Source organism: Alphaproteobacteria bacterium (assembly GCA_005883305.1).
Classification (GTDB): Bacteria; Pseudomonadota; Alphaproteobacteria; order Sphingomonadales; family Sphingomonadaceae; genus Allosphingosinicella.
This window is the reverse complement of record VBAC01000001.1, coordinates 2,223,917-2,243,771: the sequence shown is the minus strand read 5'-3', so window position 1 is coordinate 2,243,771 and position 19,855 is coordinate 2,223,917. Positions and strand designations below refer to the sequence as shown.

The window sequence follows — 19,855 nt, the reverse complement described above, 5'->3', positions numbered from 1 at the left end:
TGCCAATCAGCCAGGAGAGGCGTTGGCGCCCGTCGGATAATATCCGGCGGGCGCCGTCTTTTCGCCCGCGTTAACCGGGCATTGGCCGGCCAGGCGCTATGAGCGGGCTATGTCCGCGGGAAGCAATCTGCTCTGGCTCGGAGTCGCCGCGCTCGGCGTCGCGCTGATCGCGCCGAACCTGTCCGGCGAAGCGCCCGAGGCCGAGCCTCGGGGGGCGCTCCAGCCGGCCGCCCCGGCGCCCGCGCCCAGGGCGGGCAATGGTTATGCCCGGCGCGAGATTCTCCGCGCCGCGGACGGCCATTTCTACGTCGACGCCCAGGTCAACGGAGCCTCGGTCCGCTTCCTCGTCGATACCGGCGCCTCGGTCGTCGCCCTGACCGGCGCCGACGCGCGCCGGGCCGGCATCGCCTTGCCCTCGACACGCGCCTCGGCGCGCGGGGCGGGCGGTGTGATCGAGGTGATCCCGGTGACGATCGACCGGGTGGCGATCGGCCCGCTCGAGGCGCGCGACGTGCGCGCCGCGGTGGCCGACCAGCTGCAGGTCTCGCTGCTCGGCCAATCCTATCTCGAGCGCGTCGGCACCGTGGAGATCAGCGGCGACCGGATGGTGCTGCGCTAGGCCGCCGCCGGACCGGCACGTTGACGTTGCAGATGTCGACGCCGCCCGCCGGCACATTGAAGAAGGCCCCGCCCCGGTTGGCCCGGCCGCGGACGTAAGCGGAAAAGGTTTCCGTGTCTGTGCGCATCGCCTCGAATTGCGGGCGCTCCGCGGCCGGCATGTCCGCGGCCACGCGCACCGACCGGATCGGGACCGGAGTCTCTCCGCGCTCGGCCTGGTAGAAGCCGAGATTGCCGGTGCCCCGCTGGCGGGCGGCGAGGGCGGCCATGCCCTCGATCACCCGCCCGACATTGGCGATGTTGCGGTCGAGCGGGCGCGGAGCGTGGCCGATCACCGCGTAGAGCTCGCCGCCCGTGCCGGTGTCGGGCGCCAGGTCTCGGCCGACGCCGACGCTGGCATAGCAATGGGTGAGCCAGGCGCTGGAGCGCTCCGGATCGTAGGCGACCGGCCAGCCGTTAACGTGGCCGGCCGCCGGTGCGTAGCTGTCGGGAAAGCCGAGCGGGCGGATGGCGAGGCCTTCGCTGCCGCGCTCATATTCGGCCGGGGGCCGGGCCACCACGCCCTGGGGCAGCGGCACGCTGGCATCGCCATTGCCCCACTGCGTCACATAATTGTCCTGCACCCGGTAGATCGTCGCTCCGTTCCACCAGCCGCCGCGGGCGTAGCGGCGGATGTTGGCGACGTGGACCGGCGCGAAATCCGGCGCCAACTCGATATAGACCTTGGCCCCGTCGGCCAGCTCCATCACCAGCAGATTCTCGGGATCCACCGGCCGCCAGTCTGTCGCCGCCGAATGCGCGACGACCTCGGACGGCTCGGTCGCCCCGGTGACGGGGGCGGGCCGCCAGGCGCCGGGCTGGGCCGCCGCGGCGGTGGCGAAAAGGACGGCGAGAGCGGCGAAGCGGCGCATGATCGTGACCCCATGTTGCGTTGGCGCGATGGTTCGCCGGAAAGGGCGGCGCGATCAAGCCGGAACAGTCGGCCCGTCCGGGCGGTTCAGCAGGCACACCCAGTTTCGATAAGGAGAAGCGCCATGGCTGCCAGGGACGACATTCGCGAGCATATGGAAGTGATCGGCGCCGACGGCGTCCGCGTCGGCACGGTCGACAAGGTCGATGGCGACCGGATCAAGCTGACCAAGGCCGACAGCGGCCAGGGCAGCCACGAGGGCCACCATCATTACATCTCGCTCGGCCTCGTCGCAGCGGTCGATGGCGATCAGGTGCGCCTTTCCGCCAATGCCGACGTCGCGACCGAATTGTTCGCCGAGGAAGAGAACGACTGACCGCCCGATCCGTCATTGCGAGGAGTGAAGCGACGAAGCAATCCAGTGGAGCGGTGATGCCGCACTGGATCGCTTCGCTTCGCTCGCGATGACGAGGTGCTTGCAATCAGCCTCCCGCTCGCGCTCATTGCGCGCCGGGGAGGAATGCGATGGGCAAGCTCTTTCTGATTCTGGCGGCTCTGATGCTCGCCGCATTCGCGGCCCCGCAACCCGGCGTCGAGGATCCGCGCGCCTTCGTGGCGCAGGTTTACGAAGCTTATCGCGCTCATCCGGATTCGCCGCCGCCCGATTCGTCCTACGCCTATTCGGATCGCCTGCGCGCTTTGTTCGAATCCTACGATTCATGGCAGCGCGGCCACGACGATCTGGTGGGAGCGCTCGATTTCGATTGGTGGGTCAACGCTCAGGATTGGTCGATATCGCGCGTCAGCTTCGTCCAATATGATTTCGGCCCCGATCACCGGGTGATCGAGGCGCACTGGACCAACATCGACCGCGCGGATTCGACGCGCTTCTTCTTCGTGCGCGACGGCGGGCGCTGGTATCTGGACGAGGCGGTCAACGGCCGGGGGCGGGGCCGCGACGGCTGGACTCTTTCGGCCCTCCTGCGCGAGCGGGAATGAAAAAGGCGGGCGCTCCCCGAAGGGAACGCCCGCCCGGCCCCGGGGGACGGGGGGAAGCTTAGCGGCGCGCGGCGATGCGCAGGGCGCCGCCGGCCGAGGCGAGCTGGCCGGAGCGGGCCCGGGCGATCGCCTGGTCCATCTGGCTGCGGGCGTCGCCATAGGCGGCGATCTTGCAGGCGCTGGACTGCGAAGCGGCGTTGAGGTCGATCGCGAAGCCCGCCGGGCAGACATTGTCGACGGCGCTGCGCACGCGGTCCTCGAGGCGGGCCTGGCCGGCCGGGCTCGACAGGTTGAGATCGCCGTAGCGGACCACCTGCACCAGCACATCGGAGGGGAGCGTCGGGGCGAGGATGGTGACGTCGCGGCCCTGGGCGGCGGCGGCGGTGCCGGTGGCGATGGAAGCGACGGCGGCGGCGATCAGGAGGGTCTTGGACTTGATGGTCATGGCGGTTTCCCTTTGATTGGCGTTGAACGGTGAAGCCTTCTTCGCCGCGGCCGCCGGGAGATTCATTTCCGTTTCGGCGGAGGCGCACCGCGCTTAGGCGAACCGCCGCGCCCTTCGATCAACCGCCGCCGCGGATCGACGGAAGGGCGATGCGCCGGACAAAAACAAAGGGGCCGGTTTCCCGGCCCCTTTCGAAAGGTCGCGATTCGCGGGCGGCTACCAGATGTGCACCCGCTGCTCGGGCGGGAGATAGAGCTGGTCGCCGGGCTGGACGTTAAACGCCCGGTACCAAGCGTCGACGTTGCGAACGACTCCGTTGACCCGGAATTGCGGCGGGCTGTGCGGATCGGTCAGCACCTGCTGGCGAAGCGCGCCCTCGCGGACGTTGTTGCGCCAGGCCTGGGCGAAGGCGAGGAAGAAGCGCTGATCGCCGGTCAGGCCGTCGATCACCGGCGCCCGGCCGTGCCGCGCCTGGTAGCGCTGGTAGGCGGCATAGGCCATTTCGAGCCCGCCCAGATCGCCGATATTCTCGCCCATGGTCAGCTGCCCGTTGACGTGCTGGCCGGCCACCTCGAACTGGTTGTACTGCTCGCCGAAGCGGCGGGTCAGCTCGGTGAAGCGCGCGCGGGCGGCGTCCGACCACCAGTTGCGCAGGCGCCCCTGGGGGTCGAAGCGGCTGCCCTGATCGTCGAATCCGTGGCCGATTTCGTGGCCGATCACCGCGCCGATCGCGCCGTAATTGACCGCCGGGTCGGCCGTCGGATTGAAATAAGGCGGCTGCAGGATCGCGGCCGGGAAGGTGATCTGGTTGGTGAGCGGGCTGTAATAGGCGTTGATCGTCTGCGGAGTCATCGCCCACAGCGAACGGTCGACCGGGTTCGGATAGCGCGAGAGCTGCAAATTCCACTGGAATTCGGACGCCCGCAATACGTTACCGAGCAGGTCGTGCGGATCGATCCGGATCGAGGAATAATCGATCCAGCGCACCGGATTGCCGATTCTGGGATCGAAGGCGTCGAGCTTGGCAATGGCGGCGGTGCGGGTCGCCTCGTCCATCCAGCTGTTGGCGCGCAGGCGATCGCCTAGCGCGGCGCGAAGATCGCCGACCAGCTCGGTCATCTGCTGGCGGCTGGTGTCGGGGAAGTGGCGCTCGACATAGATTTTGCCGACCGCCTCGCCGAGCGCTCCGTTGAGCACGCCCAGGCCGCGCTTCCAGCGATCGCGCTGCCGCTCCTGCCCGCGCAGGGTGTGCGAATAGAATTCGAAATCGGCCTCGTCGAACGCGCGCGGCAGATATTGCGCGTAGCTGCGGATGAAGTGGAAGGCGAGCCAGTCCTTCCAGGTCTGCAGCGGCACTTCGGCGAACAGCTGGCCCTCGGCCTGAATCGCCGAAGGCTGGCGAACGATAATCTTCTGGACGTTGGTGAGCCCTTGAGAGGCGAGAGTGACGGGCCAGTTGAACTGCGGCGCGAGCTCCTGGAGCTGGGCCGGAGTCATCGGGTTGATCGACTGGGTGACGTCGCGGTTGCGCTCCGGCGTCCAGTGCGCCTCTGCGATCCGCCGCTCGAGCGCGATGATCGCGTCGGCCTTGGCTTCCGGATCGGGGATTCCGGCGAGCCGCTGCATGGTGATTACATAATTGCGGTAGGCGGCGCGATAGGCGTCGAACTGGGCGCCCTCGCGCAGGTAATAATCGCGGTTCGGCATGCCGAGCCCGCCCTGGCCGGCGCCGACGACATAATGGGTCGGATCGGCCGGATCGGGGGTGATTCCGACTCCGACCGGCGAGGGGAAGCCGGGCTTGGCGAACAGCCGCAGAAGGTCGTCGCGGGTCTGGGCGGCCGCGATCTGGTCGAGATAGGGGCGGAGAACCGCCGCGCCGCGCTGCTCGATCCCCGCCTCGTCCATGTAGCTGGCGTACATCGCGGCGACCTGGCGGCTGGTCGGGTCGGTGCCGCGATTGGCGGTCTCGACGATGTCGCGAAGCTGCGCCTCGACGTCCTCGGACAATACGGTGCCGACGCCCCACGCGGAGCGGTCGGCGGGGATCGGGTTGCCCTGGAACCAGGTGTTGTTGGCGTAGCGCCAGAAATCGTCGCCGGGCTTGATCGAAGGATCGCGCGCGGAAAGGTCGACGCCCCAGGGCGCGTAGCGCGAGGCGGCGCTCGGCCGCTGCGCGGCGTTGGTGGAGCCCTGCGCCAACACCGGCGCGGCGGCCGCGAGCAGGAGCGCCGCGGCCAGCTTCAAGCGATTGCGATTCATGAACGATTCTCCCATGCGGCGTGACGGGGATTGCCCCGCCGCTCCCGAATTGAGTCCCCGCCGCTCCGTTCCGGCTGGCCGCGCTTTTGGCAAGCGCTTTTTGACGAAACGCTTGATCGTTCTTGCGATTTTGCGGGCGCCCGCCGTCATTGCGAGGACCCCGGCGAAAGCCGGGGGCCGAAGCAATCCAGCGGACCTCGGGCCCAGCACTGGATTGCTTCGCTCCGCTCGCAATGACGGGCCGGGCTCAGCTTGGCCGGGCGATGTCGCGCTGGACCTGGTCGAGGTGGAGGTAGATTTCGCTGAAGCCGGCGACCTGGCGGAGCGCCCCCCAATCGGGGATGGCGACGAAGCGGCGGTCGCGCCGGATCAGCCCCTCGCGGTCGAGCGTCTTGAGCACCCGGTTGACGTGGACCGGGGTGAGGCCGGTGCAATCGGCGATCTGCTCCTGGGTCATCGGCAGCTCGTAGCGATATTCGTCGGCGAGGCCCGCCACCTCCATCCGCCGGGCGAACTCGCACAGCAGGTGGGCGATTCGCGAGCGGGCGTCGCGGCGGCCGACATTGACCACCCATTCGCGGAAGATCGAGCTGTCGATCAGGGTATCGATCCACATCGCCATGGCGACTCTCGGATGGGTGAGGATCAAGGCGCGCAGGGCGTCGCGCGGAACGAAGGCCAGCTCGCAGCGGGTCAGCGCCTGGACGTTGTGATCGGCGACGTTGAGCAATGCGCCTTCGAGATCGACGAAATCGCCCGGGACATGGACGCTGACGATCTGCCGCGAACCGTCGACCGTCACCTTGTGGCGATAGGCGAAGCCGGAAAGGATCAGGCAGGCGCGGTCGGGCCGGTCGCCCTCGCGAAGGATGTAGCTCGCGGGCTCGACGGTCTGGACCCTGTGCGGAAGATCGAGCAGGGCCTGGCGGTCCCCCTCGTCGAGGGAGGCCCGGCGCTCGAACTTGCGCAGCATCAGCCTCAATGTTGGATCGGTGGTAATGGCGCATCTCCGCATCGAGCGAGGGCGGGAGCGCGAGCAAGGGGGTCTCTCAGCCGTCGGAGCCCGGAATATCCGCCCGACGATTTTACATCCTTAACACATTTTCGCGCGACAATCTTATCCTATGATGGTTTCGCGTAGCCAATCTGCATCATAAACCGTTGAGCGATCACGGATTTGGGTTTATGAGGCGGCATCGCCGAGCGGGATTTCCAGGCCTCGGCGGCTGAGAGACCGATTTTGCGCTCCCGCCTGGCACGCGAGGAAGCGCATGGCCCATTATTTCTTTCACCTCCGCGACGGCGAGGACATCCTTCTCGATCCGGAAGGCTGCGAGCTGCCCGACATCGCGGCGATCGTCGCCAAGACGTTGGTCGCCGCACGCTCGATCCTCAGCGCCGAAGCGCTCGAGGGACGAATCCCCTTCAACATGCGGTTGGACGTGGAGAATGAGGGGGGCGCGATCGTCCACTCGCTCCCGTTCGCGGACGCGGTGGTGATCGTGCCGGCGCACTGAACAGATCTGACTCCCCCGCTGCGCTCATCCTGAGGAGCCGTTGAGCTTGTCGAAACGGCGTCTCGAAGGACGGTCCTTCGAGACGGGCCTTCGCCAAGCTCAGTCCCTCCTCAGGATGAGCGGTTCAGCATAAGCGAATCCGATCTACGTCCGAACGTCCACCGCCTCGTCGAACGGCACGGTCAGCGCGGGATCGCCGCTGCCTTCCTCGACCACCTCGATCCGGCCGGCCAGATCGATGAATCCGCCGAGCACATCCTCGCTGAGGATCGAGCGAATGCCCTTGATCGCCTCCTGGCGGGCGACGTCCCGGTCGGGCAGATCGCGGCCTTCCTCGTCCTCGACGAAGCCGATGCTGTTGTGAACGTGGAAGTAGTAATGGGGCATCGTGCCTTCCGCGACTCCTTACCGGCCCCGCCGCTCGAGATGGAGATAGGCGGGATCGAATTCGGCCACGCGCTCCAGCCCCGCGAGATCGTGAATGGAAACCCGCCCGCCGCGGAACTCGACGAGACGGCGCTCGCGCAGCTCCTTCAGCGTGCGGTTGATGTGAACGGACGTCAGGCCGAGGCACTCGGCGAGGTCGACCTGGGTCAGGTTGAGCGGATAGCCGTCGTCGTCGGCGAGGCCGACCAGGCCCAGGCGGATGCGCATCTCGCAGAAGAAATGCGCCGTGCGCGACAGCGCCGAGCGGCGGCCGAGCGAGAGCATCCATTCGCGGTGGATCGCGGCGTCGAGGTTGGTCGAAAACCACAGGACGCGGGTGAGGTGGGGGTAATCGGCGGTGATCTTGCGCAGGCCCTCGTGCGGCGCCATCGCCAGGCGGCAGCGAGTCAGGGTCATCACATTGTGGTCGAGCCGCTTCAGCGTGAGGCTGTGGAGGTCGGCGAAATCGCCGGGCACGTGGAGCTCCATGATCTGCCGCTGTCCGTCGCGCAGGTCCTTGTAGCGGCAGAGCAGCCCCTCGATCAGCAGGGTGCTCTCGCTGATCTCGTCGCCGGCGCGGATGATCGTCTTGTCGGGGCCGATTTCGCGGACCTCGCCGATCGCCGCGCGAAGCGCGCGCTCCTCCTCGGCCGAGACGTCGTCCCGAGCCCGCAATTTCATGAGAAAGGCTTCGATCATCGCGCTTTCGTTGCCGCGGCTCGGGGAAGGGAACGCGGCACGCGCCGGATCGCTCCCTCAGGCCGCTTCGCGTTCGAGGTGCAGATAGGCGCGGTTGAAGCCCCCGGCGCGCGCCAGAGAGGCGAAATCTGGGATCGTGAGGCGGCGGCTCTGGAGGGAGATCAGGCCGTCGCGGCGCAATTCCTGAAGCGTCCGGTTGACGTGAACCGAGGTGAGGCCGGTGGCCTCGGCGAGGTCGGACTGGGTCAGCGGCAGGAAGCAGCTTCCCTCCGCGGCGAGCCCGACCGCCTCGAGCTTGACGACCACTTCGCACAAAAGGTGCGCGATCCGCTCATAGGCCGTACGCTGGCCGACATTGGTCGTCCACTCGCGGTGGATGCTGGCGGTGACCAGCTCGTGCCACCAGATGGCACGGGCGATCTGCGGGCTCTGGGCCATCGCCGCCTCGAATTCGGCGGGCGGGATCTCGGCATAGACGAGGTCGGTGATCGCGCCGATCGAATGATCCATTTCGCGAAGGATGAAGACGTTCGCGTCGCCGAGATCGCCGGGGACGAGGAAGGAGACGATCTGGCGCCGTCCGTCCGGCAGCTGCTTGTAGCAGGAGGCCCAGCCCTCGACGATGACGATCACGCCGCGCGGCCGCTCGCCTTCGCGGATGAGGTCGCGCCGCGCCCCGGCCTGCCGGATGTTGTTGCGGACCAACGCATCCAGCAACGCGCGGTCCTGCTCCGAAAGCCGGGTGAACGCTTCCAGATGTCGTTGTAACGCGCCAGCCAATTCCACCGCCCCTGCTTTTCACCACTGGTAACGGCCATCGACGAGCGGATCGCTCATCTATGTTATGCTATAGCTATGTTTTCTCCGGATTCTTCGCAAGATGGCGCGCGCGCAAAAATCAGCGCGGAACCTCTCCGATCCCCTCTGGAGTAACCGCGAACAGGCGCTGGGGATCGCCCGCGACGACGGCCAGCGGATGGCCGATCCAGATCGCCAGGAAGACGTGAATCTCGGTGGGCAGCGGATCGAGCAGGTGGTTGACCGCGATCGGCGCGGGCTGTTGCCCGGCGGCGGGCTCCGCCGCGGCGACGTCGAGGCAGGCATTGGTGAAGCCGCGCGAGGCGACGACGCTGCCGTCGGCGGCGATGGTCGATTTGAAATGGCCGCCGATCGGAAAGTGGCCCCGGCTGGTCTGCGGGCTGATCTGGTAGACGTCGATCGGCGCGTCCGGAGCCGAGGGCGGAACGACGAGCACGTTGAAATCCTGGCCGCCGCAGGCGCGGTGATCGAGCCCCTCGGTGGCCCGGCGCGCCGCCGCCATTCGGGCGAGGTGGCCAGTCAGCGGCGGATGGTTGCCGGCGAGGAAGACCTCGCGCGCCGTCGGCCGCCCGCCGAGGATGGTGACCTTGTAGACCGCGGCCGGCGGCGCTCCGCCGTCGCCGTCGGCATAGAAGGTGACCGTGACGGCATTGCCTTCGGCCTCGGCGAGCCAGCCCGATATGCCGGCGCCCGCGGGGTCGGAGACCCTGCTCAGCATGTCCTGGGTGGCGAGGATCCCGGCGCGGGCGATCGCCCCCAGAAGCCGGCCGCGCCGCACGGCGGCGTCGAGCGTCGCCCGCTGCTCCGGGCTCAGCGGCTCGACGAAGGCGGGCCGGGCGCGCGGCGCAGGTGTCGCCGGAGCGGCCCGTTCCGGAGCGGCCGGCGCCGGCATCGTCGGCACGGGCACCGCGGGAGGCTCCGCTTCACGCGAGGGCGGCGCGGCTGCGGGCTGCTCGTCGCGCAGCTCGCCGACCGTATTCTCGAGCCCGGACAGGCCCGGCTGTGGGCTGGGCTGCGGCGGGGCGTTCTGCGCCGCGGATGTCGCGGCGAGGCCGAGGGCGGCAAGGCCGAGCAGGGGGCGGGTCACGCGCATGGTGGTTCCTTCTTGTCCGTCGCCCCGTCGCAGCCATAAGCGGGGCCGGGCTAGGGGATCAAGGCTTGGCTGTCCTCAGCCGTCATGCTGAAACAAGTTCAGGGTGACGGAAGGGGCGTGCTCAGAGCGCGATCGCCACCTCAGAGCGCGATCGCCACCGTCTTGAGCTCGGTATAGGCCTCGATCCCGTAGCGCCCGCTTTCGCGGCCGAAGCCCGATTGCTTGTAGCCGCCGAAGGGCAGGGTGACGTCGGCGAGCGAGGGGGCGTTGCCCCACACCATTCCGGCGCGAAGCCTGGCGGCGAGCCTGTGCATCGCCGAGACGTCGCGGGTCCAGATCGAGGCGGCGAGGCCGTAGCTGGTGTCGTTGGCCGCCTTGGCGACCTCGTCGAGGTCGTCGTAGCGCTGGGCGGCGAGCACCGGCCCGAAAATCTCCTCGCGAACCACGCTCATCTCCGGCTTCACGTCGACGAGGATCGTCGGATTGACGAAATAGCCCTCGCTCCCCGGCGCGTCGCCGCCGTGGAAGACCGAGGCGCCGGCCTTCCTGCCCTGTTCGATATAATCCATCACCCGCTCCTGCTGCTCGGTCGAGACGAGCGGCCCCATGATCGTGTCGGGGGCGAGGCTTGGGCCGACCTTGAACTGGGCCGCCGCCTTCGCGACCCCCTCGATCAGGGCGTCGAAAATGTCGCGGTGCGCGTAGAGCCGCGAGCCGGCGATGCACACCTGGCCCGAATTGGCGAAGATCGAGCGGGCGGCGCCGGCCGCGGCCCCCGCCACGTCCACGTCGGGCAGGACGATCACCGGCGATTTGCCGCCGAGCTCGAGCGTGACTCGCTTCAGAGTGTCGGTCGCGGCGCGGTTGATGATCTTGCCAACCTCGGTCGATCCGGTGAAGGCGATTTTGTCGACGTCGGGCGAGCGCACCAGCCGGTCGCCCGCCGTCTCGCCCATGCCGGTGACGAGGTTGAACACGCCCGCCGGAATGCCCGCCTCGGCCACCAGATCGGCGAGGCGGAGCGCGGTCAGCGGCGTCTGCTCGGCCGGCTTGAGGACCAAAGTGCAGCCCGCCGCCAGCGCCGGGCCGATCTTCTGCACGGCCATCATCAGCGGGAAGTTCCACGGCACGATCTGAACGCAAACGCCGACCGGCTCGCGCCGGACATAGGCGTGGACCGATCCGGTGGGGAAGGAAGCGGGCTCGACATGCTCGCCCGAAATCCGCGTCGCCCAGCCGGCGCAGTAGCGCAGGGTCTCGACGCACCTCGGCAGATCGTAGCCGCCCGACGCGATCTTCGGCTTGCCGTTGTCGATCGATTCCAGCTCGGCGAGCTCGGCCATGTTGGCCTCGATCAGATCGGCGAGCCGCATGATCGCCCGCTCGCGCTTCGCCGGCGGAAGGCCGGACCAGCGGCCGTCGTCGAACGCGGCGCGCGCCGCCGCCACCGCCCGGTCGCAATCCGCGTCGGAGGCATCGACGATCCGCGCGATCTCGCGGCCCGTCGAGGGGTCGTAGACCGCGATCGTTGCGCCGTGGCTCGAATCGACCCAGGCACCGTCGATGAACAATTGCGGCCTGCGCTTCAGCAAGGCCGCGACCCCGTCGGAATAAGCGGGCTGGGCGGAAATGCCGGTCATCTCGTTCATGGAATCGTCCTTCAGGCGAGCATCGTCCTGGCCTTCTCGACCAGCGCTTCGGCGTCTTGCGGGCGCGGCGGAATCTGGAGCCCGCGCTGGACGGCGGGGCGGACGGCGATCAGGTCGATCCAGCGCTGGAGGTGCGGGAGGCCCTCGATCGACACTCCCGGCCAGTCGTGGGTCTGCGCCCAGCAGAAATTGGCGATGTCGGCGATCGAATAGTCGCCGGCGAGATATTCGTGGCCCGACAGGCGGTGGTCGAGCACCTCCAGCAAGCGCCGGCTCTCGCGCCGGTAGCGCTCGATCGCCGCCGGGATGATTTCGGGGAAGTAGCGCGAGAAGACGTTGGCCTGGCCCATCATCGGGCCGAGACCGCCCATCTGGAACATCAGCCACTGGATCACGCGGCTTCGATCCTTCTCGTCGTGCGGGAGCAGGGCGCCGGCGCGCTCGGCGAGGTAGATCATGATCGCCCCGCTCTCGAACACCGGGAAGTCGCCATTGCCGCGATCGACGATCGCCGGGATCCGGCCGTTGGGGTTGATCTCGGTGAACCAGGGCTCCTTCTGCGCGCCGCTGGAAAGGTCGATCGCGTGGACCGCGTAGGGGAGGCCCAGCTCCTCCATCAGGATCGTGATCTTGTAGCCGTTGGGCGTCGGCGAGGTGTAGAGATCGATCACAGGCGCCTCCTTGCCGGAGGCCCTAGACCTTGCATCCTAGGCGTTCAATGGGCCTCGCCGAGGATCATCTCGCAGCCGAAGTTGAGCCCTAGCCTTCCATCGCGCATCCAGCGGACGAAGGCGTAGATCGGGCTGCAGCCTTCGAAGCGGATCATCACGCTCTCGCCGAGCCGCGGCTCGATCGCGCTTTCGATCATCGCCCCGCGGGTGGAGATGTTGATCACCGGGACCGGGTATTCCGCGCCGCGGAAGACCAGCACCCCATGCTCCACGATCCCCTCGTGGCGGGGAACCGCGCGCTGTTCGACGAACTCTTCGTGCAACTGCAAAGCCAACCTGCGTCTCCCCCCGGAAGCGCTGAAGATTGGACAGTGACAGCAAAGGCTTACTCAAATGCTACCGAAGCCGGCCGGGAGAGTGCGGGGTGCACTGGGAGTCATCCCGGCGAAAGCCGGGACCCATGAACACGATGGTCTGAAACTGTGGCGACGCCGTCAGCCATCCTTTCCGCCGCTTCGGTTCATGGGCCCCGGCTTTCGCCGGGGTGACTCCTTGGCCTCAATCCGCATCCCGCCCGATGGTCACCGGATTCGCCCCAGTGCCGCCGCCGTCGCGCTCCCAGAAATAGGGCTGGCGCACCCTATTGCCGGTGACCGTCTCGTTGAGCGTCGCGGCGTCGTAGAGCCTGCCGTTGAGCATCACCTGGTTGATATGGTCCGAATTGCGGATGTCCTGCGTGGGATCGGCGTCGAGGATGACGAGGTCGGCGAGCTTGCCGGGCTCGAGGCTGCCGATGTCGGTGAAGCCGTACATCCGCGCCGGATCGATCGTTCCGTGGCGAAGCGCCTCGATCGGCGTGGCGCCGCCGCGGACGTGGCTCCAAAGCTCCCAATGGTCGCCGATTCCCGGCTGCTGCCCGTGCCCGCCGATTCCGACGAGAACGCCGCGCTGGTTGAGCCGGCGCGATTCGCGGGCATTGTACTGGTCTGCGAACTGGTCGGCCGGAGCGGTCGTCGCCCGAACGCGCGCGGCGAGCTCGGCCGGAGGGGTGTGGCGGGTCAGCAGGGGATGGCTCCACACCGGAGTCGCCTGGGTCCAATAGGGATCGCCGGCGAGGCCTCCGTAGGAGACGATGAGGGTCGGCGAATAGCCGACCTGGGTCTGCGAGAAGAGACTAACCACGTCTTCGTAGAGCCGCTGCTGCGGTATGTTGTGCTCCAGCGTCGAATTGCCGTCCTGGATCAGCGTGATGTCCATCTGGAACAGCGATCCGCCCTCCGGCACGACGAGGATGTTCTCGGCGCGCGCGGCGGCGACCACCTGCTGGCGCTGGTTGCGGCGCGGCTGGTTGTAGTTCTTGATGGAATGCGCGCCCTCGAGCCGAAGGCGGCGGACGTGGGCCAGCGCGTCGCCGTAATTGTCGATCAGCGCGTAGCGGCCCGGCGAGCGGGCGCCGTAGACGATCTCCGCCGAGGAGAAGGTGCGCGGGGCGACGATGATCCCGGCGCGCTGCATCTCCGACGACGGGAAGATTTCCGAAGCGGTGCTCGACGGGTCGTGGACGGTCGTGACGCCCATGGCGAGGTGCGACATGGCCGACCAGTTCTGCTGGGGGATGAGGTCGTCCTCGCCCTGCGGCCCGTGCGCGTGGCCGTCGATCAGGCCCGGGATGATCGTCTTGCCGCTGACGTCGACCGTCCGCGCTCCGGCGGGGATCGCCACCTGGCCGCGCGGGCCGACCGCGCGGATGCGGTTGCCGTCGATCAGGATCACGCCGTCGTCGATGATCCCGCCGTCCTGGTTGGACATGGTCACGATCCGGGCGCCGACCAAGGCGGTGAGGCCCTGCGGGACGTCCGCGGGGACGGTCATCGACAGCGAAATTCCCGAGGCCGGCGGCGCATAGGCGCCGCCGCCGGGAGCGCTGCGCAGCATGTCAGCCACATTGGCGCCGTAGAGCGTCGGCCCGAGGCTCCACGACAGGCGTCCGTTCGCGGTCCAGGCCGGATAATTGCCGCCATTGGCCGTCACCCGGGTCACCGGCAGCTGCGATCCGCGCGCGCTGACGTCGAGCGCATGGGCCGCGCCCGGGAAGGGCGTGACGAACAGATTGTAATCCTCGCGATAGGCGAGGGTGCGGCCGTCGGGCGACAGCTCGTACTCGGTCACCATCTCGCCCTGGGCGTGCTCGCGCCGAGCGCCGCCGCTCAGGTCGACGCTGATCAGCTTCTGCTTCTGCTGCTCGCTGACCTCGACGAACAGCCGGTCCGAAGCCGCGCCGAATTGCGGATTGCCGCCCTCGGCGAGGATCCGGGTCGACGCGCCGCCATTGGCCGGCACGCGGAAGATGCCGGTCGAGTCGGACCAGCGGTTGGAGGTCAGGCCGCCGCTGCCGCTGGCCTCGTAGACGATTATCTGGCCGTCGGGGGAGAAGCGCGGGCGGCGGTAATGGCCCGGATTCTGGGTGATCGTGCGCAGATTGCCGCCGTCGGCGGAGACGGTGCGGATTTCGCCGAGCCGCTGGTCGTTCCAGGAGACGAACACGATCCGGCTGCCGTCGCGCGACCAGCTCGGAAAGAGCTGGAAGTCGCCGTCCTGCGCGGTCAGCGGCCGCGGCGCGCCCGAGCCCGCAACGTCGCGGACGTAGAGGCGCCCGAGAGTCTCGAACACGATCCGGCGGCCGTCCGGAGAGAGCGAGGCGAAGCGCGGCATACGCGTCGTCACCGTCGGCGGAGCGACCTCGATCAGCGGGCGCGGCGGATCGACGACGACCCGGGTGTCGCTGATCCGGAAGGGGATTTCGGCGGCGCCGGTTCCGTCGCGGTTGACCCGGCGGATCTTGCCGCCGGCCCAGAAGATTATGCTGTTCGAATCCGGGGTCCAGTCCATATCCGGATAGACTCCGTGGACCGCCCAGGTCTCCTGAAGATCGAGGTCGAGATCGGCATAGACCTGCTGCTCCTCGCCGGAGACGAGATCGCGCACGAACAGGCGCGAATGGCCGCCGGTGCGGTGGACGTAGGCGAGGTAGCGGCCGTCGGGCGAGGGCGTCGGGCGGACCGCGCCGCCGGGCCCGCCGGCGATCCTGGTGCGCTCGCCGCTCGCCATGTCGTAGCGCTCGATCGCGAACACTTCCTGGTTCGAATCCTGGGCATATTCGAAGACGTCGCCGGGCGTGGTGTTGCGGCTGAAATAGATGGCTTGGCCGTCGGGCGAGAAGGTGGGCTCGCCGAGCTCCTTCTGGAAGCGCTGGTTGGGCCGCTCGACCAAAGGCACGCCGTCGCCGACGCCCGAGACGTGGTAGAGCCAGATCTCGCCGGTGCCGAGCGAACGCTGGGTGGTGAAATGCTTGCGCGCGGCGATATACTGGCCGTCGGCGCTCCAGGTCGGCGCGTTCAAGAGGCGGAAGGTCTCGCGCGTGATCGCCCGCGCGCCCGATCCGTCCGTGTTCATCACCCAGATATTGTCGCCGCCGCCGCGGTCGGAGGTGAAGGCGATCAGCCGCCCGTCGGGCGAGAAGCGCGGCTGCATGTCGAAGGCGAGGCCGGACGTGATCCGCGTCGGCGTGCCGCCGCCGATCGGCATCGTGTAGATGTCGCCGAGCAGGTCGAACGCGATCGTCCGCCCGTCGGGGCTGACGTCGACGTTCATCCACGTGCCCTCATCGACGTTGATCGGCACCTGCCTCAGACGCGCGCCCGGCGGCGCGTTGACGTCCCACGCATCGGCGTCGCGCGCCGGCCGCTGGGCCAGCGCCGTGGTCGAGACGAGCAGAAGCGAAAGCGCGGCGAAGCTGCGGATCATCTGGGAGCACTCCGGGTGGAATCGGGGTCAGGAAACCCGGAGGTGGTGCACTATTCCGCCAATACGGGCAAGAAGCTAGGAGCGGTGGGCGCGCGCCCGCGCCACCATGCCGGCGATGCCCTGCCGCCAGTGGGTGCGCTGCTGCTGCATCGCCTGGGCCGCCCGCGCGGCGCCGACATGCTGGACGAGCGCGGCGCGGATCGCAGCCTCGCGGCTGGCGCAGCCGGCAAGCGCGCGATCGACGATCTGGGCGCTGGTGAACCGGCCCGGCGCGTCGCGGCGGACGATATTGCCGTGGCAGGCCGCCAGCGCCGCCCCCAGCCGCTGTAGCCGCGCCCGCTCTTGGGCCGAGATTTGCGGCTGCTGGGCGATGGTGGCCGTGGCGGCAACCAAGAGGGTCGCCGCTATCGCTTCTCGAAACATGCTCACTCCTCGAATGCTTGCCTGAGTTCCTCGAGCCATGGGTCGGCATTGCCGTCGCTCGGCGCCCGCCAGTCGCCGCGGGGGCTCAATGCGCCGCCGGCCGAGACCTTGGGCGAGTTGGGGATGCAGCTGCGCTTGTACTGGCTGAGCTGGAAGAAGCGGAAGAGGAACACCTCGAGCCATTTGCGGATCGTGGCGAGGTCGTATTCGCGCTTGAGCGAGTCCGGATAGCCGGCCGGCCAGCCGCCTTCGCCCGAATCCTTCCACGCCTGCCAGGCGAGGAAGGCGACCTTCGACGGCGGCAGGCCGTGGCGAAGGATGTGGAAGAGGAAGAAATCGTGCAGCTCGTAGGGGCCGATCCGGTCCTCGGTCGATTGAATCCCGCCCTTCTCGTCGGCGGGGACGAGCTCTGGGCTGATCTTGGTGTCGAGGATGGCCTGGAGGATGGCGTTGGTGTCGTCATCGAACTGGCCCGAGCCGATCGCCCAGCGGACGAGATATTGCATCAGCGTCTTGGGCACGCCGGCATTGACGCCGTAATGGCTCATCTGGTCGCCGACCCCGTAGGTCGACCAGCCCAAGGCAATCTCGCTCAAATCGCCGGTGCCGACGACGAAGCCGCCATGATGGCCGGCGAGGCGGAAGAGATAGTCGGTGCGAAGGCCAGCCTGGACGTTCTCGAAGGTCACGTCGTAGACCGCCTCGCCCTTGGCGAAGGGATGGCCCATGTCGGCGAGCATCTGCCGGGCGGCCGGCTTGATGTCGATCTCCTCAGCCGCAATGCCGAGCGCGTTCATCAGCTTCCAGGCATTGCCCTTGGTTTCCTCGCCGGTGGCGAAGCCCGGCATGGTGTAGCCGAGGATCGTCGAGCGCGGAGCCCCAAGCATGTCGCAGGCCTTGGCCGCGACGATCAGCGCGTGGGTCGAATCGAGCCCGCCCGAGACGCCGATGATGAGGTGCGTGCCGCTGGTCGCCTTGAAGCGGCGCGCGAGGCCCTGCACCTGGATGTTGAACGCCTCGTAGCAATCCTGATCGAGCTGGTCAGGCCGGTTGGGGACGTAGGGGAAGCGGCGCAGCGTCCGCTCGAAGCCGATGTCGGCGATTTCAGGCTCACGCGCGAAGGCAACCCGGCGGAAGCGCGTTTCGGGATGGCCGGCGGCTCGGGCGCTGTCGTTGAACGTGCCGTTGCGCATCCGCTCGAGCCTCAGGCGCTGGACATCGATATCGGCGACGGCAAGCTCCGATTCCCAGTCGAACCGGCCGGTCTCGGCGAGCAGCTCGCCCATTTCGTGGATCGAGCCCTGCCCGTCCCAGGCGAGGTCGGTGGTGCTCTCCCCCGGTCCCGAAGCGGAAAAGACGTAGGCCGCGACGCAGCGGCTGGAATGGCTGGCGCAGAGCAATTTGCGCTCGTCGGCCTTGCCGATGGTGATGTTCGAGGCGGAGAGATTGGTGAGGATCAGCGCGCCGGCCATCGCGCCCATGGTCGAAGGCGGCAGCGGCGCCCAATAATCTTCGCAAATCTCGATGTGGAAGACGAAGTCGGCCAGGTCTTCGGCGGCGAAGATCAGGTCGGTGCCGAACGGCACGTTCTGCCCCGCGAGCACGATCTTCAGCCCCTCCAGCCCCGTCCCGGAAGCGAACCAGCGCTTCTCATAATATTCGCGGTAATTGGGAAGGTAGGATTTGGGCACTGCGCCCAGGATCACGCCGCGCGCGATCGCCAGCCCGCAATTGTAGAGGCGCCCGTTGCGGCGAATGGGCGCCCCGACGACGAGCACGGTCTTAAGCGCGGCCGTCTCCGCCGCGAGCCGGGCGATGCCCGCCTCGACGGCGTCGAGGAAGGCGTCCTGAAGGAACAGGTCGTCGACCGCGTAGGACGAAAGGTTGAGCTCGGGAAAGACGGCGAGGTCTATGCCGCGCGAATCCGCCTCGCGGGCGACCTTGATCGTCTCCTCGACGTTGAAGGCGACATCGCCGGCCGAGGCGCGCGGGCTGGCCGAGGCGGTGCGGACGAAGCCGTGGCGGTGGATCGCGCCGAAGGCCGGGTTCTTCGCCATCTAGAGCATCTCCGTCATCATCTCGACCGCCACGCCCAAAGCGGCGACGCGCACCGCGCCGCGGCCGATCGCGCCGAAATGGGCCTCGCGATGCGCGGTTATACGGCCCTGGCGCGCGCAAGCGAAGTGGACGAGGCCGGGCTCGTCGCCGCTGTCGGCGAAGCCGGTGATCGCCAGCGCGATATGGGCGCGCGAGCGCTCCAGCGCGCCCTCGGCCATCGCCACCGCGACCTCTTTGGAAACCGCGCCTTTCTCCGCGATCAGCTTGGCCGGGACGCCGATCAATTCGGTCTTCGATTCCGCGCTGTAGGTGACGAATCCGCGGTCGAAGGCGTGGGCGACGCCCTGAACGTCGGTCAGCAGCGAGGCGAGCATTCCCCCGGTGCAGCTTTCCGCGGTGGCCAGCACCAGATCGCGCTCGCAGGCCTTGGCGAGCAGCCGCCTCGTGGCCTGCTCGAGCGCGTCGGGGAGGACTGGCGAGAGGGTCTCCGTTTCGCTCAAAGATTCTTATCCTCATCATTCCCTAGGGCGGGAACCGGCCCAATGGTCCGGTTGTTCCGATGGCGCAATCAAGGAGAACGAGAATGGCCGCAGAAACGCAACCCCGCGACGGTCTTCAGCTGCTCGCCGAAGATCATCGCAAGGTCGAGGAGCTGTTCGCCGCATTCGAGAATGCCAGCGGAGCCTCGGCCAAGCAGAAGCTGGTCAAGCAGATCTGCACCGAGCTCAAGGTGCATACGATGATCGAGGAGGAAATCTATTATCCGGCGATCCGCGGCAAGGTCGAGGAAGACGCGCTCGACGAGGCGTGGGTCGAGCATGACAGCGCCAAGACCCTGGTCAACGAGCTCGAGGCGGCGGATCCCGACGAGGAGTTCTACGACGCCAAGGTCAAGGTGCTCCAGGAGCTGATCGAGCACCACGTCAAGGAAGAGGAGAAGCAGCGCGACAACCTGTTTCAGCAGACCCGCGCGGCTGAGATCGACCTCGAGGCGCTGGGCGAGCAGCTTGCGGCGCGCAAGGCCGAGCTGATGCAGCAGGCCGAGACGAGCGGCCTGCCCCCGGCTCAGCCCGCGACCCTCCAGCACGAAGGGGCCTGAACCATGGCATGGTCTCGCAACCGTACCATCGTCGCCGGAGCGGGCGCCGCCCTCGCGGGCTTCGCGGCGGTCGTCTTCGGCCGCCGCTGGTGGGGCCCGGGAGGCGAGGGGGAACGTCCCGCGCCCGCGCTCGGCAGGGGCAAGGCGGCCCCCGGCCCGGTCGGCCACACGGGCGCGGCGCGCTCGGCGGGGCCCGAGGCGATGCGCGATCCGCCCAAGGATTGGGAGAAGGTCGACCAGGCCTCGGACGAGAGCTTCCCGGCGAGCGACCCGCCCGCGGTGAGCCCGCACGTCGACTAGAGCCTGACTGTTCCCCGGCGAAGGCCGGGGCCCAGGCCCGGCGCTCGCCGGGCTCGGCGCAAT

21 protein-coding genes are annotated in these 19,855 nt (G+C 68.2%); 6 read left to right on the top strand and 15 right to left on the bottom strand.

Annotated features, from left to right (window positions below; genetic code table 11):
- Positions 1-109: 109 nt before the first annotated feature.
- Positions 110-619, top strand: coding sequence for a TIGR02281 family clan AA aspartic protease (locus E6G92_11195; protein ID TMJ20283.1), 510 nt, complete (start codon positions 110-112; stop codon positions 617-619).
- On the opposite strand, the gene E6G92_11190 is transcribed toward E6G92_11195, so the two are convergent.
- Positions 591-1,529, bottom strand: coding sequence for a peptidylprolyl isomerase (locus E6G92_11190; GenBank protein TMJ20282.1), 939 nt, complete (start codon positions 1,527-1,529; stop codon positions 591-593). The genes E6G92_11195 and E6G92_11190 overlap by 29 nt on opposite strands.
- A 123-nt stretch (positions 1,530-1,652) precedes the next feature.
- On the opposite strand from E6G92_11190, the gene E6G92_11185 reads away from it, so the two are divergent.
- Together E6G92_11185 and E6G92_11180 are read left to right on the top strand one after the other, a co-directional pair.
- Positions 1,653-1,904 carry a DUF2171 domain-containing protein gene (locus E6G92_11185; GenBank protein TMJ20281.1) on the top strand — a complete coding sequence of 84 codons (252 nt, stop codon included), beginning with the start codon at positions 1,653-1,655 and terminating at the stop codon, positions 1,902-1,904.
- A 149-nt stretch (positions 1,905-2,053) separates the two neighbouring features.
- On the top strand, positions 2,054-2,527 hold the full coding sequence (locus E6G92_11180; GenBank protein TMJ20280.1) for a hypothetical protein: 474 nt from the start codon (positions 2,054-2,056) through the stop codon (positions 2,525-2,527).
- 58 nt (positions 2,528-2,585) lie between these two features.
- Here the strand turns inward: E6G92_11180 and E6G92_11175 are convergent, their stop codons facing one another.
- The 3 genes from E6G92_11175 to E6G92_11165 all read right to left on the bottom strand — a co-directional run bounded on the left by E6G92_11175 (position 2,586) and on the right by E6G92_11165 (position 6,207).
- Positions 2,586-3,038 carry a UrcA family protein gene (locus E6G92_11175; GenBank protein TMJ20279.1) on the bottom strand — a complete coding sequence of 151 codons (453 nt, stop codon included), beginning with the start codon at positions 3,036-3,038 and terminating at the stop codon, positions 2,586-2,588.
- 150 nt (positions 3,039-3,188) lie between these two features.
- On the bottom strand, positions 3,189-5,249 hold the full coding sequence (locus tag E6G92_11170; protein ID TMJ20278.1) for a M13 family metallopeptidase: 2,061 nt from the start codon (positions 5,247-5,249) through the stop codon (positions 3,189-3,191).
- 232 nt (positions 5,250-5,481) lie between these two features.
- Positions 5,482-6,207, bottom strand: coding sequence for a Crp/Fnr family transcriptional regulator (locus tag E6G92_11165; GenBank protein ID TMJ20277.1), 726 nt, complete (start codon positions 6,205-6,207; stop codon positions 5,482-5,484).
- 298 nt (positions 6,208-6,505) lie between these two features.
- Between E6G92_11165 and E6G92_11160 the strand changes: the two genes are divergently transcribed.
- On the top strand, positions 6,506-6,751 hold the full coding sequence (locus E6G92_11160) for a hypothetical protein (protein ID TMJ20276.1): 246 nt from the start codon (positions 6,506-6,508) through the stop codon (positions 6,749-6,751).
- A 144-nt stretch (positions 6,752-6,895) separates the two neighbouring features.
- On the opposite strand, the gene E6G92_11155 is transcribed toward E6G92_11160, so the two are convergent.
- The 11 genes from E6G92_11155 to E6G92_11105 form a co-directional block, all read right to left on the bottom strand.
- The gene (locus E6G92_11155) at positions 6,896-7,138 is read right to left on the bottom strand and encodes a hypothetical protein (GenBank protein TMJ20275.1); all 243 of its coding nucleotides are present in this window, start codon (positions 7,136-7,138) and stop codon (positions 6,896-6,898) included.
- Positions 7,139-7,156: 18 nt separating this feature from the next.
- Complete coding sequence (locus E6G92_11150) at positions 7,157-7,876, bottom strand: Crp/Fnr family transcriptional regulator (GenBank protein ID TMJ20274.1); 720 nt, start codon at positions 7,874-7,876, stop codon at positions 7,157-7,159.
- Between the two features lie 57 nt (positions 7,877-7,933).
- Positions 7,934-8,656 (bottom strand): Crp/Fnr family transcriptional regulator, encoded by a 723-nt coding sequence (locus tag E6G92_11145; protein ID TMJ20804.1) that lies wholly within the window; start codon positions 8,654-8,656, stop codon positions 7,934-7,936.
- Positions 8,657-8,774: 118 nt separating this feature from the next.
- On the bottom strand, positions 8,775-9,788 hold the full coding sequence (locus E6G92_11140; GenBank protein ID TMJ20273.1) for a hypothetical protein: 1,014 nt from the start codon (positions 9,786-9,788) through the stop codon (positions 8,775-8,777).
- Between the two features lie 140 nt (positions 9,789-9,928).
- Positions 9,929-11,437: an aldehyde dehydrogenase family protein gene (locus E6G92_11135; GenBank protein ID TMJ20272.1), complete on the bottom strand. Its 1,509-nt coding sequence runs from the start codon at positions 11,435-11,437 to the stop codon at positions 9,929-9,931.
- 11 nt (positions 11,438-11,448) lie between these two features.
- Positions 11,449-12,108, bottom strand: a complete 660-nt coding sequence (locus E6G92_11130) for a glutathione S-transferase (GenBank protein TMJ20271.1) — start codon at positions 12,106-12,108, stop codon at positions 11,449-11,451.
- A gap of 44 nt (positions 12,109-12,152) precedes the next feature.
- Positions 12,153-12,473, bottom strand: a complete 321-nt coding sequence (locus E6G92_11125; protein TMJ20270.1) for a PilZ domain-containing protein — start codon at positions 12,471-12,473, stop codon at positions 12,153-12,155.
- A 193-nt stretch (positions 12,474-12,666) separates the two neighbouring features.
- Positions 12,667-15,912, bottom strand: coding sequence for an amidohydrolase (locus E6G92_11120; GenBank protein TMJ20269.1), 3,246 nt, complete (start codon positions 15,910-15,912; stop codon positions 12,667-12,669).
- A 75-nt stretch (positions 15,913-15,987) separates the two neighbouring features.
- Positions 15,988-16,335, bottom strand: coding sequence for a hypothetical protein (locus tag E6G92_11115; GenBank protein ID TMJ20268.1), 348 nt, complete (start codon positions 16,333-16,335; stop codon positions 15,988-15,990).
- Between the two features lie 2 nt (positions 16,336-16,337).
- Positions 16,338-18,392 carry an NAD(+) synthase gene (locus tag E6G92_11110; GenBank protein TMJ20267.1) on the bottom strand — a complete coding sequence of 685 codons (2,055 nt, stop codon included), beginning with the start codon at positions 18,390-18,392 and terminating at the stop codon, positions 16,338-16,340.
- Positions 18,393-18,893, bottom strand: a complete 501-nt coding sequence (locus tag E6G92_11105) for a CinA family protein (protein TMJ20266.1) — start codon at positions 18,891-18,893, stop codon at positions 18,393-18,395.
- Positions 18,894-18,976: 83 nt separating this feature from the next.
- Here E6G92_11105 and E6G92_11100 point away from each other — a divergent pair, with 83 nt between their 5' ends.
- Both E6G92_11100 and E6G92_11095 read left to right on the top strand, forming a co-directional pair.
- Entirely contained in the window at positions 18,977-19,492 is a 516-nt protein-coding gene (locus E6G92_11100; GenBank protein ID TMJ20265.1) for a hemerythrin domain-containing protein, read from the top strand.
- A gap of 3 nt (positions 19,493-19,495) precedes the next feature.
- Positions 19,496-19,792, top strand: coding sequence for a hypothetical protein (locus E6G92_11095; GenBank protein ID TMJ20264.1), 297 nt, complete (start codon positions 19,496-19,498; stop codon positions 19,790-19,792).
- Positions 19,793-19,855: the final 63 nt, after the last annotated feature.